Below are 15283 nucleotides of genomic sequence, written 5' to 3'. Positions count from 1 at the left end.
TCAAATTAGCTTACTGATAATACCGCGACAAAGCCCAATATTATACGGTTTTTTCTAAGTAATGTTGGGCATTTTTATCTGAAAATGTTTAAAAAATGTAAAGCATTCAACCTAGGTTATCATGTATAGCTTTTAAAACTTCCAGTAGGACATTTTTTTTCTCAGCTTTAAGTTACGAATAATATTGAAAGGCTTTTTCACTTTGCTAGGATTTTGTAGTTTATGCTCGACGGCATTAATAACGCGCTCACTTGACTTGCCATCAGTATAAGGGTGAGTCTCTTTACTGAACTTTGCAATTTTAGCCATTAAATCGCTGGGTTTGGTTAATGCTTGTGTAATGGCGCCTTCAATTTTGTCTTCATCATCAACATTGATTAAGTGCTCTAAACCATCAGGATTTCTAAAGGTAACTACAGGCTTATTGAGTAAAATAAAGTCAGTAATCATAGAGGAGAAATCTGCCAACATAATATCAGCCTGCTCCATATACGGAATAAGGTTGTCAGTTTCGATAAAGGTCAAGTTGTCATGTTGAATGGCTTTATAGGCATCAACGGTTTCTTGCGCCATTTTGGGATGAAAAGTAACCCACCAACGCCAAGGGCTATTTTTTGATAGCGCTTCAATAGTTTTTAGTAGCCTAGGTGCTTGCGTTACTCGAGGTGAAAAGGTTGAGCTAAAAAGAACAATAGGTTTATCATCTTTTTTCTCTAACTCGATAAAGCCATCCCTTAGGTTAGGGTTGTAGTAGGGATCCATAGTACAAAACCCTGTCTCTACAACATCAAAATATTTATGCTTTTGCGCTAAGGTTTTAAAATGTGTGGTTGAGCTAGGACCGTGAGTACAATACATATCAAAGCAATCACGAATGATGTAAAAATAGTTTTCACCGTCTTTTTGTCTTTGCTTACCACCGATAAAACCGTGAAATAGTGATATTTTTAGCCCAGGAATAAAACCAGGCGCTAAGTTACCAGGGAAAAAAACCGCAACAGGATTATAAGCATTAACTTCTTCTACGCTAGTTAATAATGCTTCATCTTCCTTAAAGTAATCTAGATTGACATTGCTACCTTCCACAAACCATTTTGCTTGATCGCCACGTTTGCGAATTTCAGCCTGAAGTGGGCGAAGAATTTTAAAGGAGTAGTTTTCTGATAAGTATAGTAGGTAATTTTTCATGGCTTGAGTATCAAACTAAAGTAAGTTATTTGTTTAGTACAGTTTCAAAGAACTCAGCCATATTTTTAACTGTTTCTTGATGTGACATTTTAGTTTTTATGGTGTTAATTGCACCATCTGCTAGGCGTTTTCTTTCTTCTGGCTGGTTATATAAATAACGGATCTGCTCTGCTATGGCAAGGCTATCGCCAATAGGAACAATATAGCCGTTGACGTCTTGCTCGATAATTTCCATCGCGCCTTCATTCGCTGAGGTAATAACAGGGGTGCCACTGGCAAGAGATTCTAATACCACCCTAGGTAAACCTTCACGCTCTGAAGGTAATACTAAGACATCACAACTAGCGGCGATTTGTGGGACGTCGCTGCGAAATCCGGTTTGAATAATATGTTCACTCATACCTGTCGCTTGAATTTGACTGCTAAAAGGCTCGCAATCAAAATTATCACCAACAAGTATTAGGTTAACATCTTCGATATCTGTTAGTGCTTTCATGGCGTCTAACATATAGTGCATACCTTTGTAGGGTCTAGGGCTACCGATACAAAGGATATTAAATTTACTCTGGCTTAGTTTGTTATCTAAACTAGTCAACTCAATAGGTTTGTCTTGATACCAGCTTAAATCATGACCCTTATAGATGGTACGTGAAAATGCTTTAATGCCTGCGCGAACCTTATCTTTAACATTTTTGGTTACCGCATTAGAAACACCGATATAGCCATTAATTCTCGGGTGTAGGGTACATAAATAGTTACTAGGGTCAGTTTTATACATGCCGCCAGTGGTACCACGATAAGCAATCATTTTTGCTTTTGTGCCTATACAGGCAAAGGCAGCATTAGGAATACCATTAGACTCAGTCGCATAAACAATCTCAATATTATGCTGTTTAATGTGTTGATGAATTTGCTTAATAACTTGCCAGCTATATTTCTTTAATGATTTTAGTTCGATGAGATTGATATTGTCTGTGTTTTTGTAATTGTCGTAATAGGCATTCGTAGTACAGGTAATAATGGTAACTTGGTGGCCTTTTTTAGCTAGAGAGATATAACACTCAGCCTCAGGTCTAACGGCATTATAAGAGCGGCCACGATTGGGGATAACTAATATATTCATTCACTTGTCTTTGTAAGGATGTTTTTCCCTTACTGCCAGCTATCCATTGAGCTGCGGCGACGGGCGAAAAACTTAGGTAAAATTAAGCCAAGTAACAAGCCTATACCCAAAACGGCAGCACCATTAAAAAACCATTGCTTTTTAATATTCATATCTTGGTCTTTTAATTTACTTTGTGTATTGGCTAAGGTTTTTGTTAATTGGGCTGCTTCATTTGTTAAGCTAGTGTTAGCTTGTTCAAGTGTACTTATTTTTGCTTTGAGATCATTTACTTCACCATCAAGCTGGCTAGTATATTCACTGCTGCTGGCAATTTTACCATTTAACTCGGCGACAACAAAGCGAAGTCCTGGTTTGTCGGTGATATATTTACTTTCTATCCAGGTGGTGCGGCCTTTATCATCAATAATTTGGTTATAGCCCTTATCAGCTTGACCTGTAATTTGTATCTGAGTGCCTGCGGTAATGGTGCCTAGAATACGGTAATTCGTGCCGGGACCAGCATGCATAAATATGGTTAATTCGTCGATAATAAAACCTGACTGCATACCTTGCTCGGTTTCTTGTGCATAGCTTATTGGTGAAATAGCAAAGGAAAGGAGTATAGCGAGCACTTGAGTAAAGTTTTTCATGAAACAACCAATTGATGTAAAATAAATCATTAAAGACAAGATATTATGTGTTTGCAGCATAGTTGGCAAGTGAAATGATCTTCTTGGTATCTTGCTTTTCTCAAGGTATGCTGTAGCAGTTACTTTTGATATATAAAAACAGCAAATGACTACGGAAATTGAACTTAAATATTTATTATTTACTGAGCCAAATGACACTAACATTAGTGCGATTAATCAGTCTATTAATACAGTATTAACGGCGAATAATCTTGCTTTTGAGTTTAGTGAAAAGCAATTAACAAATAGCTATTACGACACTGATGCGCTGACATTACGCCAATTAGACTTTGGCTTGCGTGTTAGAGGGAAGAAGCTTGGCGGCCAAGATTTTTGTTATGAGCAAACCATAAAAACATCAGGCAAGGTGGTTGCAGGTTTGCATCAACGACCTGAATATAATGTTGATTTGTCTAACGCTAATGTTGATTTAGCTTTGTTTCCTGAGCATATCTGGCCTCAAGGCACTGATGTGGCAACGATAGCAAAAAACTTATCTAGTATTTTTACCACCAACTTTACTCGATATAACTATGTTATTGAACTAGCAGCTGGCAAAGTCGAGTTGGCTTTTGATTGTGGTGACATCAGTTGTCTTAATTATGAAAAGACCAAGCAAATATTCGAAATAGAGTTTGAGTTACTTAGCGGAGAAACCTCAGCGTTATTTGAGCTGGCTCGATTGATGATGTCAAACATTGCTATGCGTCCAGGACAAGATAGTAAAGCAAAACGGGGTTATGCTTTGGCGGCAGAGTTTGCCGGGGCAACAAAAGTAAAAAAACAGGCAAACGTTGAAGATTTAGGTACTTTAGCACCTCAGTACTTGGCCTTAGATATTATCCCTATGGTGAATGTAGATGACATTGGCCAAGCCTTTGTTTGCGGTATCAATTTTGGCTTAAAGCAATTGCAAGCAAATGTAGCTCGTTATGTTGATAAACCTTCTTTAACAACATTGAGTAAAATCAGTGAGAATTTTGCTTTATTAAGGCAAGGTTTTTGGTTGTTTGAGCAAGTATTACCCGCGGATTGTGAAAAAATTAGAGATGAGCTGAGTTACTATTTGCGAGTGATTCACTGGGTAGATAATGCCCAGCACTTAAAAGAGTTAATGACAAAAACGGGTAGCTATCGCAAGAAGTTATCGCACTGCCAAGCCTTAATAGACAAGTTAAAACTAGAAAAACAGCGTTACCCCGATGAGAAAAAAATGTTAGCGCTATTTCATGATGAAGGCTTTAACTTATTGCAATTGTCATTACTTGAATTGCTTGTTGGTGAGCAAGCACTTATTAGCAGAATCAATTTAAATGCCCAACCATTGCTTGACTTTACTCAGATAAAATTAACGCAAAGTTTGCAACAACTCACCGATGAGGTGCGAAGTTTAGCGGTAAATGAGCAACAGAGTGAGCGCTACTTAGGTCTTTATCCGTTGCTTATTAGAAGCCTGTTAACGGGCAGCTGGTTTGCTTCTTTATATAATTATCAAGTAGGGGATGCTCAGTTGAGTGAGCAGCAATTGCTGTATCGTCGGCCATGGTTAGATGTGAAACAGGGTATTAGTGAACTGCAAACCTTAGATTTATTACAACAGCAACTGGCGATTTTACCTGTGCAGCAAAACAAGCTTGAATTGTGGCTGTCTAATAAGGTAGATAATTTACTGCAAGCGTTACAGCAATCAGTTGATAATGCATTATCAATCCAGCCATATTGGCATCATGTATAATTTGAATTGAATTTTCTTTATGAATAGACCTTATCTCTATATTTTCTTTATTACTTTTATCTTCACTGCTTTTAATAGTGTCAGCGCAGAATATGCGTTGCCAAAAGGAAAAGACAGGTTAATAGGTGAGCTTCAGTACCACCAAGTTAAAAAGGGTGATTATTTTCAACAAATCGCTGAGCAGTATAATGTTGGTTTTCTTGCTTTAATGGCGGCAAATCCAGCTATTGACCCTTTTCTACCTGAAGAGGGGAGTCAGGTGGTCATTCCTACCGCCATGCTTTTACCTTTTGTTCGTAGAGAAGGGATCGTAGTCAACCTGCCAGAGTTGAGATTATATTACTTTGATCCTAATGAAGATAAGGTGCACGTATTCCCTGTAGGTATTGGCAGACAAGGTTTAGCTACGCCTGTAGCAACCAGTTATATTAGTGAAAAGCGAGAAGATCCGGTGTGGCGTCCAACTAAAGCGATGCGTGAGCGCTACTTTGAAGAAAATGGTGTTGAATTAGCAAAAGAAGTTCCGCCTGGCCCTGAAAATCCCTTTGGTAAATATGCTTTGCGCTTAGGCACGAGTGAGTACCTTATTCACGGAACTAATAAGCGTTTTGGTATTGGTATGCGTGCCAGCTCAGGTTGTATTCGTATGTACGATGAAGACATTAAATGGATGTATGAAAATATTCCGTTAAAAACTAAAGTACGTATTGTCGATCAGCCAATCAAAATGTCTTATGAACGAGGGAAAAAACAGCTTATTGAAATCCATGAACCGTTAACGGAAAAGGAGCCTGATATTCCCACCATTAAACTGGCTGATGCCGTGCAGCGCTTTGTTGGCAGTAATCGTCATTATTGGCAACAACTTTTACCTGTTATAGAGCAGCCACAGGGCTTAGTAATCGAGTTAAGCGAAGAATAGCTTAATGGATTTTTTATAGGCATAAAAAAAGCACTTCATGAGTGCTTTTTATTAGAGCTTAACAAGCGGATTACTTCTTGTAAGATGCTACCACATTATCAATGCGATCATTGGCTTTTTGCGCACTAGCTAGTGCATCTTCAGCAGCAGATTTTGCCGCTTTAGCATCTTTACTGATTGCTTGGCTTTGTGATTTTAATTGAGCAACTTCGTTAGATAAGCTATCCACTTTATTGGTTAGGCTAGCAATGTTTTCTTCTAAAGCACTGTTGTTAGCACAACCCGTTAATGCAGCAGCGACAGCGATTACAGCAATTTTTTTGATTAACATAATGATATCCCTAGTGTTGTTATTAATAGTCGGCACAATTATGGCATAGAACAACGAAAAAGCACAAAAATTATTACTTTTTACTTACAATTTACACAAAATTTAATATTTAACCTTTACTTGTTGACGTGCTTGATTAAATCGTCCATTAATCTTTTTTTAATTTCTAGCTGTTGATCAACGGCTAAACCATATTTTTCAGCTAATACTTCATAGTCACTTGGCGCTAAACTGACCGTTAAACGCGGTCTTTTTGGACGCTTATTGACAGGGAGGCCAAGAATATCTCTGATTTGATCTGATGGGCTTAGGCCTGCCTCAAGCGCTTCTTTTCTGATAGAGAGTTGAATTTTTTCATCCATGTCAAAAGCCACTTGTACCGCTTTCATTGCTTTGACTGATGATTGCCATTTTTCCGGGATTTTTCTGCTCATAAGACTACTCTTCAACATGCCCTAGGTTGCTGGATACATATCAACCACATCGGTTAGTGGTCTAAATAAGGTAAGGCAGACGTCAGTATCGCCGTCTTGCCAAACCTCAATATCAATACCTTTGCTTTGATCAGCGTTAAATAATGCATACAGCTCAAATTGTTCACCGCTGTCTTTTCCTTGGTAGGCACTAAGGTTTTCGCTGCGGTGATCTTTACGATGAAAATAACCGACTTTAGCAAAGGTATTTTGCTGATATTCTTCGTCTGACCAACCCATGGTTAAGTCACTGTCTTGCTGTTTATTTAAAAATGCTTGCCCTGGTTCATCAAAAATTTCTGAAAAATCATCAAGATCAAATAAAGATTCCACATCTTCACGCTCAATTTTAATTGAAAACTTGAGCTCCGTTGTGTCATCCGCTTCTAATGATAAGAATAGCTCAAGATTATTGTTGCCTTTTAGAACCCACTCAAGTTGATTGTGATGTTCATACTCATAGGTATTGATGGCTGATACTTGAAATTCTTGCCCTCGTAGTGCTTCAGGTAAGGCAAAGCTGTCAGTTAACACGATAATATCACCAATAAGTAGCTGATTAACTTGAGTAAGTTTACGCTGTTCTTGTTTGGTTTTATTGAAGATTTTATTGAATAAACTCATAGGGGCGACCTTTCACTTACGGGCATTTATTTTGGCTTAACTTTAGCGTAATTCTTGGCATTATTGTTAGCAGTTAAAAACGCAAAAAGCGAGTTACCTAGGTAACTCGCTGTTTTAAGCATAATGTACTATTTTTGCTTGGCTTTAATACGCTCTAACACTGAGTTAGCGCTATTGTCTTGTGAGCCAATGCCTGCAGCTTTAAGTTGAGCCGCAAGTGACGCATCACTGTCTTCAGATTCAAGTACTTCGGCAGCTTTCATTTGATCATCAAACTTTTGCTGCTTAGCTTTAATGCGCTCTAATGAGTCTTTCGCACTTAATAGCTTAGAGTTGCTTGAAGAGAAGTTGTCAGTAATTGCTGATGTTGCTTTTTGCACGCTTTCAGTGGTTTTAACCATTGAAAGTTGACGCTTATGCTCAGCAACTTGACGTTCACTCTTTTTCACTAGCTCTTTTAAGCGTTCAGCATTACCTGTGAAGCTATCTAGCGCTTGCTGTTGAGTTGCAAGCTCGCCTTCAAGGTTGGCAATCTTTTCTGCTACCGCTAATGCTAAGCTTTCATCGCCTTTTTCAAGCGCTTGTGCCGCATAGCCTTCATGCTCAGTAATTTCTCTTGTTAAGCGATCTACTTCGCGTTTTGCTGCCATTTGTTCAGCCATTACGCCAGTTAAGTCACGCTTAGCTTTAGTTAAGTGATTTTCAGCATCACGGATTTCTTGTTCAAAAATACGGGTCGCATTGGCATCAATAATAGCTTCACCAGCTTCTGAAGCACCACCGCGAATTGCAGTCATAATCTTTTTAAATATACTCATAATTTACTCCTAATAGGTGACATGTGGTTTAAACGCTATCGTGCTTTTAGCGAAGGTAGTCACTCATATCATCAATTACTTCAAGTGCGTTGTTACTTAGTACCGCTAACTCATGTTCAATATCTGCAAAACTAGAGTTATTGGACAAGGCACCAAAAATTACGTATTTATCACCAATTTTTGAGAATGATGATAATGGCATTGGAATGTTCATTTCTAGCATGCTTTGATGCATTGCCGCTATACACTCAGGTTTTACCTCTTCTTCGCCCCATAAGTAGCTAATACAAAGAATTTGATCTTCAGTTACTGAAACGAATACGGGAATTTCTTCACGCCCTAAAATACTAATTTGTAGTACGTCCACCTCACCAGATATTGGTTGGCAGTCGAAACTCATCCCTGTGTCTGAATTATCTGCCAGACTATTTAAATGATCGGCTATAGTATGAATATTCATGTATTTCCTATCCTTATTAATAAACAAAGCGATACAGTAACTTCACTGCTTGCTTAAAATCGATGACATAATATGTCGTCTTGGTTAAATTTAGCACTTTGACATATTATGTCAAGAGCCTATTTGTGATTAATTTTATTTAGTTGTAACGCTAATTAACATATTTAGGCTGTACTTGCCTAATTCAAGCCTTGTTGATCTTGCCAAGCCTTTTGGTGCAGCTGATAAATTGTATGACTGCCTAAGGTGTTGACCTCTATTTCATTTTTATTTTCATAAAAGTTATTTGGAAAAACAAAAGCGGCTTTAAGTATGGCTAAGTTTAACCAAGTATGTGCAATGGGCAATGCCTGAAGATTATTTAAACGTTGTAATGGGCTTAACCCTGTTTTAGCTGCAATAGTCCAACCCCATTCACCAAAACTTGGCACATTGTCATGGTATTGTTGAACATGAGAAAATTCTGCCGCAGCGACTGTGTTGCCAATTGAAATAAAAGACTCTTTCGCATGATAAGGGCTAGTTGATTGGATCGCTATTAGGCCATCGCCAGCAAGTAACTGTTTTAAACGGGCATAAAAGTTCACAGAATACAGCTTGTTTAGATCGGGGTGACTTGGATCGGGTAGATCAACAATAATGGCATCAAACACTTGATTTTTTGCCAGTAATTCATCAATAGCAATAAAAGCATCCGCGGTTTTAATGGTGACGCGTTTATCTTGCAAACTATTTTGATTTAGTTGGTTAAGTTGTTTGGCTAAGCGCGGATTAACATGTTGCTCTGGTTGCTTAAATATATTGATTAATTCACTGTCTAGGTCAATTAAGGTCACTGATTTTGGCGAGTACATAAGCACATCACGTAACGCTAAGCCATCACCGCCGCCGATAATAAGAATATGCTCTTGTCTGGCTGATGCTGCTAATGCTGGTGCAACTAAATAGTCATGATAAATATGCTCGTCTAATGAGGAAAATTGCAAGCGACCGTTTAGGTAGAAATTGATAATGTTTTCATGCTCTAAGCCCATATGGCGCTCAGTAAAGGTTAATTGCTGATAACGGGTTTTAGCTGAATGTACAACTTTGTCTAAATAGAGCACGCTATTCATTTGATTGAGCCATTGGTTACCGTAATTGAACATAACAACAATGACTACAGCGAGTACTAGGTGCAAACTAACAAAGGTTTTTTTCCATTTAAGTTTATGCCAGTAACGCCAAATAAAGAAGGCGCCTGCGACTAAGTTCAAACTTGCCGTTAAGGCCGCGGCTTTAGATATATCTATGCTTAGTAAAAACATAACCCAAATTGCTGCGCCAATACCAGCACCCACATAGTCTGCGCCGTAAATAGTGCCTAAGTTATTGGCTAAGTGCTTTTGATGAATGTGCTCTCGAATGCGGGCAATAAGCGGAATTTCCATACCAATAAAAAAACCCAGCAGTATGCCGAAAAAGTAAGGACTTTTATGTGCTAACCAGCTTAATTGCTTAAAAATACCACCTTGTGGACGCATATCTGGCGGCATAGAGAATAAATCAGCGATGATGTGGGGAAATATTTGCGTAATAGCAATCAAGCCACCAATAAGTAAAATTGCGCTACTACCAAGCAAGGCGATAATTAGCTCAAGCCAGACAAAACCATTAAATGCACATTTTACCTTTCTTGCGGCAAATGCACCTAAACCCATTGAGACGATCATCAGGCCAATCATAGTGTAGATGGCGCTTTCCATAACGCCTATGACTCGGCCGGCATAATGGGATAATAAGTATTCATAAATTAACCCACAACCTGCTAATACGGCCATGGTAAGAATTAATAAGGTGTCATCGAGTAGGTGGCTTTTTTTGCTTGTCATGAGATTGAAAATAAAACTAGGGAGTGAATAGCGATAAAAATAAGCCCAGCGTATTGCTGGGCTTGTTGATGTTTAGGCCATCAATGCCGTTAAAATTAATGCTATACCTATGCTTGTTGCCATTTCTATACTGGCAACACCGATATTGTGTTGTTGATCCACTTCTTCTACTAAGTTGATACCCCATAAAACAATACGTTTAGCAAGTGCAGTTAATAGTGCAACCAATAACGTCATAATAACGCCAAACACTAACCAGCCAATTAAGTTCATTACTAAGGTATCTGGGCTATAAATTAAGAAATGACTTGCCGCGGTAACAGCTAAAGCGGTACTAATCACTTGACCACTATAGCGAATAGCCAAAGCTAATTGCCCTTTACTCAAAGCTTCTTGTAAGCAGTCTTCTTGGTTATTCTTAGCGTATTGATTTTCTCTGATACGAGTGACAATCACTAATACTGCTTGTGCGACAAAGAAGCCACTGGTAATCGCGATAAAGGTACTTAAATCTAAGCCGTCTACCCAAAGCAATACGGCTCTAATAACAATCGCTGTGGCAATAGCACCAGCAGCATCAATAATGCCAATGGTAAGATTTTTCTCTTTAATTAATGCGGTTTTATTTAAGCGTTGCAGTGCGACTTTATCGTGGATAACTCGGCCCACTTTTATCAGTAATAAACCATAGCCGCCGTAAGCGAGCATACCGACCACTTCCATCATGTAGCTGCTGGCAGCTTCACCTGTGATTGCCCCAGTTAATACAATACCTAGTGCTAATATACTGCCAGCGACACTAATACCGAAGGCAAAGTTGTCTTGTTTGGCTAATTCTTCCGTGCTATTAACTTGTGCTGATAAGCCCGATAAAAAGCGCATTGCACCAAGTAAAATAATGGCTATTGTGATGTCGATGGCGAGAAAAACAAGTAGTTCCTGATTAACACCAACGAGTTCGATAAATGTATTCATAAATTGTCCTGCTATTCCTGTTTTTCTTATTTACCACGTCTAAAGCTACGTGATGTGTTGGTATTACTGTTGCGAAAGCTTGAGCTTTTACTTGATCTTGATTTGCTAGCGTAGCTACTTTTTTTCACATTGTTACTTCGAAAGCGATTGGCACTATTTTGTGCGGTTTTGCTTTGGCTTGATAAGCTTGATGAACCCGCGCGATTCTTGCTGTAAGGACTAGTGAATTTTTGTCCTCGACTGGCAAAAGATTTTTTCATGCGAGTATCAAGATTGGTTTGTTTTTTCAGCTGGCTTGGTGAGCTATAACGAGTACGGCCATAATCATTGTAGTAGCTGTAATTTCGGTAGCGTCCCCAGTCATTGTAGTAGGTGCGTCGACCAAATAAGTCGCCCATCATGGAGTACATGCCATACCAAGCCCAGAATGACATGCCGTTGCTGCCCGTTTGCCATTGCCCGTAATTCGGGTTGCCAATAAGCTGCTCACCAACGCCAAAGTCTTGCGCATTATTAGCCGCCAAACTTTGCTCTTTTGAAAGAGAGTTAATACGTGGCAATTGACCGTCAGACATATCGGCAAGCACATTGAGAGGATCACTTAATGCGTCAGAAAATAGCACAGGATCGGCGGCTTGATAGATATTAAGCAGTTCATTATACAAAGCCTGTGATGAGGCAAACATTTGCGGTTGATTTTTGGCGGTATTGAGGCGATCAAGTAATGCTTGATACATAGGACCTTGAGTTGATGCGTCCTTTTGAAATTCTGCTATCAGTGGTGATAGGGTTGGTTTCATTGCCAACACTTTTTCCGCATATTGATTAATCAGGTTAGCATTGCGAACTTGTCCGTTAGTTAATGCATTACCTAACTGTTCAATCCGTTGCTCTGTTATGGGTAGTTGCTGAGTGATTTGCTCTTGAACTGGATCGCCACACGCTGTAAGTAAAAATACTGTCAGCAGGGCAAAAAAGTGCTTAAACAAATCTCTAGCGCACCATTTGTTAAAAAAAACTCTATTAAGCGCTTGCATTTATGCCATTGTCTCCTCAAAAATGCTAAGTTAGCAAATGATACCAATTGAATAAGAATCAACTGTTTATTTTACTTGGCATTATATGGGTTTTTTAATTAATAGCACTAATTAATAGCACTTATGACATATTATGTCTATAGGTAGCTGGCGGAATGAATATGAGCGTAGAGCATTTATCCTTACCCACCTTATCTGAGTCATTGCTGGCTAAACAGCAGCAAAATTGGCAAAAGTTTAATGAGCAGCACCCTGATGCTTGTAATCTTCTCACTAAAGCACAACTGGTTGTTTTTAAAAGAGCAATTACATTAAGCGATTTTATTCTTAAAAGTGCACTGCAAGCACCTGATTTAGTTATTGCTTTATTCGTTGGTGAAAACCTGACAAAAGCCGCTGATTTTAAGCAGCCAGATTATAAACGCTTACTCGCAGAGCTATTATCTGACTGTCAAGACGAAGCTCAACTGCACCGTATTTTAAGGCGTTTTCGTTTACAGCATATGGTTAATATTGCCATTGCTGATTTAGTTTTGAATGTTGATTTAGAAGTCTCTCTCGCCTGTTTGTCATCATTAGCTGATGAGTTGATTGTCGCAAGCTTGGCTTGGCTTACTGAGTTTTGTCAGCAGAAATGGGGCGTACCTCAAAATCGCCAAGGTGAGCAACAAGTGTTGTTGGTTTATGGTATGGGCAAACTTGGCGGTAAAGAGCTAAATTTTTCTTCCGATATTGATTTAATTTTTACTTACCCTGAAAGCGGTGAAACTAGCGGTTGTCGCCGCGTATTAGATAACCAGCAGTTTTTTACTCGTTTAGCGCAAAAGTTAATTACGTCTTTGCATCAAGTAACGGCAGATGGCTTTGTTTATCGTGTTGATATGCGTTTAAGGCCATTTGGTGAAAGTGGTCCGTTAGTTTTAACTTTCAATGCCATGGAAGATTATTATCAAGAGCAGGGGCGTGATTGGGAGCGCTATGCCATGTTAAAGGCGCGTTTAATTGGTGACAGCCCTTATCATCAGCAATTATCGAGTATGCTAAGACCCTTTGTTTATCGTCGCTACATTGACTTTAGTGTTATTGATAGCCTTCGCCGAATGAAAATGATGATTTCTCAGGAGGTTAGGCGTAAGCAACTGGTCAATAATATTAAGCTAGGTGCTGGTGGTATTCGAGAAATTGAATTTATTGTGCAAGTGTTTCAGCTTATTCGTGGTGGTCGAGACAAGTACCTACAACAACGTCACTTATTAACAGTATTACCGCTATTGGTTGACGCAGGCGAGTTATCAGAGAAAAGTAAACAGGTATTAGAGTCAGCTTATTGTTTTTTAAGACGAGTTGAAAACATCATTCAAGCACTAGCCGATCAGCAAACACAAACATTACCTGATACAGAAATTGACCAGCAGCGTTTGCTTAGTGTCTTAAATATAGCAACATGGCCTGATTTTTTAGCTCAGTTACAACTACATATGGATGGTGTTCACTTAGAGTTTGAACAATTGATTGGTGTTGAAAGCCCTAATCATCAAGCTGCGGATGAACATTGGGTGACATTATGGCATAGCCGTTGGAGTGATGAAGAATCAATTGCTTGGCTAGCACAAGATGATGGCTTTGCCGACAGTGAAGCAATATGGCGACACTTAAGCACTTTTAGAGATGAATTAGTTAAGCGCAGTTTAGGTAATCGCGGTCGTTTGGTATTAGATAAACTGATCCCATTATTGCTTTGTCATATTCAAACACTAGCGCAAGCTGATGTTGTACTAGAACGTGTGTTAACGGTGTTTAGTAAGATCATCACTCGCACGGCTTACTTGGAGTTACTGTTTGAAAATGAGGGTGCCTTTAAGCAGTTAATTCACTTATGCAAAGCAAGTAGTTGGGTCACTGATTATATCGCTAAGTACCCGATTTTATTAGATGAGTTAATTGATCCTAAGTTGTTGCACAATCCGCCACAATTATCAGCATACGCGCTAGAGTTAAGAGAGCGTATGTTGCGTATTCCAGAAGAAGACTTAGAAGCGCAAATGGAAGCGTTAAGGCAGTTTAAACAATCACAGCAATTACGTATTGCTGCGGCTGATATTGCTCAAGTGCTTGATGTTGCTAAAGTCAGTCAACATTTAACTGCACTGGCAGAAGCTATTATTGAGGAAGTCATTAACCTTGCGTGGCAGCAAGTATCTACGCGATTTGGTGTGCCTGAATCTTGCGTTGATAGTGAGAATAAAGGCTTTGCTGTTATTGCTTATGGTAAAACAGGCGGTACAGAGCTAGGTTATAGTTCAGATTTAGATTTGGTGTTTGTTCATCACAGTGAACGAGAAGAAATGACTACAGGTCGCCTAGATGGCGCAAAATCCATTCCTGCAAGTCAGTTTTATATGAAGTTAGCGCAGCGGATTATGCATATTTTTAATACCCGCATGAGTAGCGGTATTTTATATGAATTAGATATGCGCTTAAGGCCTTCAGGCAATTCAGGGGTATTGGTAGTACACCTGAATACTTTTGCTCAGTATCAGCAAGAAGATGCTTGGACATGGGAACATCAGGCTTTAGTGAGAGCTCGTATGGTCTATGGTAATAGTGTACTGCTAGAGAAATTCGCTAAGATAAGACAGCAAGTGCTAGCAAGCACACGAGATAAAGCTAAATTGATAAATGATGTGGTAGAAATGCGCGAAAAAATGCGTAACCACTTAGATAAATCAACAGAGCAAATGTTCGATATTAAGCAAGGTGTAGGTGGCTTAGTCGATATCGAGTTTTTGGCGCAGTTTTTAGTGTTGGCCTATAGCGCTAATGATATCAAGCTAACTTTGCCATGCGATAACCTAGGCATTTTTAAAGTGTTGGCTCAGCAAGGCTTTATTAGTAAACAGGAACAAGATTTATTAAGTCAGAATTACCAGAAGCTTAGAGCTTATGGACATCAAGCAAGTATGCAAAACCTTTCGCAATTGTTAGAGGTAAGTGAATTGGATGAGCAGCAAAAGATAACGGCTTTATGGCAAAAATATCTCGTTACTTAAGCTTG

14 protein-coding genes are annotated in these 15283 nt (G+C 39.0%); 3 read left to right on the top strand and 11 right to left on the bottom strand.

Translation table 11 applies throughout. The features are described from left to right. Nucleotides 1-132: 132 nt before the first annotated feature. The 3 genes from EMK97_RS07960 to EMK97_RS07950 are packed head-to-tail and all read right to left on the bottom strand — an operon-like array spanning nt 133 to nt 2943. Nucleotides 133-1188: a CDP-glycerol glycerophosphotransferase family protein gene (locus EMK97_RS07960; RefSeq protein WP_130601026.1), complete on the bottom strand. Its 1056-nt coding sequence runs from the start codon at nt 1186-1188 to the stop codon at nt 133-135. Nucleotides 1189-1213: 25 nt separating this feature from the next. Beyond that, nucleotides 1214-2311 (bottom strand): glycosyltransferase family 4 protein, encoded by a 1098-nt coding sequence (locus EMK97_RS07955; protein WP_130601024.1) that lies wholly within the window; start codon nt 2309-2311, stop codon nt 1214-1216. 29 nt (nt 2312-2340) lie between these two features. Further along, nucleotides 2341-2943 carry a TIGR04211 family SH3 domain-containing protein gene (locus EMK97_RS07950; protein WP_130601022.1) on the bottom strand — a complete coding sequence of 201 codons (603 nt, stop codon included), beginning with the start codon at nt 2941-2943 and terminating at the stop codon, nt 2341-2343. 145 nt (nt 2944-3088) lie between these two features. Between EMK97_RS07950 and EMK97_RS07945 the strand changes: the two genes are divergently transcribed. Continuing rightward, a complete protein-coding gene (locus tag EMK97_RS07945; protein ID WP_130601020.1) occupies nt 3089-4717 on the top strand; it encodes a CYTH domain-containing protein in 1629 nt (542 codons plus the stop codon). Between the two features lie 19 nt (nt 4718-4736). After that, entirely contained in the window at nt 4737-5639 is a 903-nt protein-coding gene (locus tag EMK97_RS07940; protein ID WP_130601018.1) for a L,D-transpeptidase family protein, read from the top strand. Between the two features lie 70 nt (nt 5640-5709). Here EMK97_RS07940 and EMK97_RS07935 read toward each other — a convergent pair whose 3' ends face one another. From EMK97_RS07935 to EMK97_RS07900, 8 genes are all read right to left on the bottom strand, one after another. Next, a complete protein-coding gene (locus EMK97_RS07935; protein ID WP_130601016.1) occupies nt 5710-5970 on the bottom strand; it encodes an Lpp/OprI family alanine-zipper lipoprotein in 261 nt (86 codons plus the stop codon). A 116-nt stretch (nt 5971-6086) separates the two neighbouring features. Beyond that, entirely contained in the window at nt 6087-6404 is a 318-nt protein-coding gene (locus tag EMK97_RS07930; RefSeq protein ID WP_211342283.1) for a hypothetical protein, read from the bottom strand. A 21-nt stretch (nt 6405-6425) separates the two neighbouring features. Then, nucleotides 6426-7067, bottom strand: a complete 642-nt coding sequence (locus EMK97_RS07925) for a hypothetical protein (RefSeq protein ID WP_130601012.1) — start codon at nt 7065-7067, stop codon at nt 6426-6428. 128 nt (nt 7068-7195) lie between these two features. Continuing rightward, nucleotides 7196-7885 (bottom strand): PspA/IM30 family protein, encoded by a 690-nt coding sequence (locus EMK97_RS07920; RefSeq protein ID WP_130601010.1) that lies wholly within the window; start codon nt 7883-7885, stop codon nt 7196-7198. Nucleotides 7886-7931: 46 nt separating this feature from the next. After that, nucleotides 7932-8345 (bottom strand): YjfI family protein, encoded by a 414-nt coding sequence (locus EMK97_RS07915; RefSeq protein WP_130601008.1) that lies wholly within the window; start codon nt 8343-8345, stop codon nt 7932-7934. A gap of 179 nt (nt 8346-8524) precedes the next feature. Continuing rightward, the gene (locus EMK97_RS07910) at nt 8525-10216 is read right to left on the bottom strand and encodes a polyamine aminopropyltransferase (RefSeq protein ID WP_130601006.1); all 1692 of its coding nucleotides are present in this window, start codon (nt 10214-10216) and stop codon (nt 8525-8527) included. Nucleotides 10217-10288: 72 nt separating this feature from the next. Continuing rightward, entirely contained in the window at nt 10289-11191 is a 903-nt protein-coding gene (locus tag EMK97_RS07905) for a DUF350 domain-containing protein (protein ID WP_130601004.1), read from the bottom strand. Between the two features lie 26 nt (nt 11192-11217). Continuing rightward, on the bottom strand, nt 11218-12180 hold the full coding sequence (locus tag EMK97_RS07900; RefSeq protein WP_130601002.1) for a hypothetical protein: 963 nt from the start codon (nt 12178-12180) through the stop codon (nt 11218-11220). A 203-nt stretch (nt 12181-12383) separates the two neighbouring features. Here EMK97_RS07900 and glnE point away from each other — a divergent pair, with 203 nt between their 5' ends. After that, a complete protein-coding gene (gene glnE / locus EMK97_RS07895) occupies nt 12384-15278 on the top strand; it encodes a bifunctional [glutamate--ammonia ligase]-adenylyl-L-tyrosine phosphorylase/[glutamate--ammonia-ligase] adenylyltransferase (RefSeq protein WP_246028911.1) in 2895 nt (964 codons plus the stop codon). Nucleotides 15279-15283: the final 5 nt, after the last annotated feature.

The sequence above is a fragment of the Litorilituus sediminis genome, assembly GCF_004295665.1.
Lineage (GTDB): Bacteria > Pseudomonadota > Gammaproteobacteria > Enterobacterales > Alteromonadaceae > Colwellia > Colwellia sediminis.
The sequence above is the reverse complement of the archived record's forward strand: the minus strand, read 5'-3'. Positions and strand labels throughout refer to the sequence as shown.

Excerpts from the sequence above, each read along its gene's own strand:
- glnE (WP_246028911.1), top strand. The coding sequence starts at position 12,384 with ATGAATATGAGCGTAGAGCATTTATCCTTACCCACCTTATCTGAGTCA.
- EMK97_RS07920 (WP_130601010.1), bottom strand. The coding sequence starts at position 7,885 with ATGAGTATATTTAAAAAGATTATGACTGCAATTCGCGGTGGTGCTTCA.
- EMK97_RS07950 (WP_130601022.1), bottom strand. The coding sequence starts at position 2,943 with ATGAAAAACTTTACTCAAGTGCTCGCTATACTCCTTTCCTTTGCTATT.
- EMK97_RS07910 (WP_130601006.1), bottom strand. The coding sequence starts at position 10,216 with ATGACAAGCAAAAAAAGCCACCTACTCGATGACACCTTATTAATTCTT.
- EMK97_RS07930 (WP_211342283.1), bottom strand. The coding sequence starts at position 6,404 with ATGAGCAGAAAAATCCCGGAAAAATGGCAATCATCAGTCAAAGCAATG.
- EMK97_RS07960 (WP_130601026.1), bottom strand. The coding sequence starts at position 1,188 with ATGAAAAATTACCTACTATACTTATCAGAAAACTACTCCTTTAAAATT.
- EMK97_RS07945 (WP_130601020.1), top strand. The coding sequence starts at position 3,089 with ATGACTACGGAAATTGAACTTAAATATTTATTATTTACTGAGCCAAAT.
- EMK97_RS07940 (WP_130601018.1), top strand. The coding sequence starts at position 4,737 with ATGAATAGACCTTATCTCTATATTTTCTTTATTACTTTTATCTTCACT.
- EMK97_RS07915 (WP_130601008.1), bottom strand. The coding sequence starts at position 8,345 with ATGAATATTCATACTATAGCCGATCATTTAAATAGTCTGGCAGATAAT.
- EMK97_RS07955 (WP_130601024.1), bottom strand. The coding sequence starts at position 2,311 with ATGAATATATTAGTTATCCCCAATCGTGGCCGCTCTTATAATGCCGTT.
- EMK97_RS07935 (WP_130601016.1), bottom strand. The coding sequence starts at position 5,970 with ATGTTAATCAAAAAAATTGCTGTAATCGCTGTCGCTGCTGCATTAACG.
- EMK97_RS07925 (WP_130601012.1), bottom strand. The coding sequence starts at position 7,067 with ATGAGTTTATTCAATAAAATCTTCAATAAAACCAAACAAGAACAGCGT.
- EMK97_RS07905 (WP_130601004.1), bottom strand. The coding sequence starts at position 11,191 with ATGAATACATTTATCGAACTCGTTGGTGTTAATCAGGAACTACTTGTT.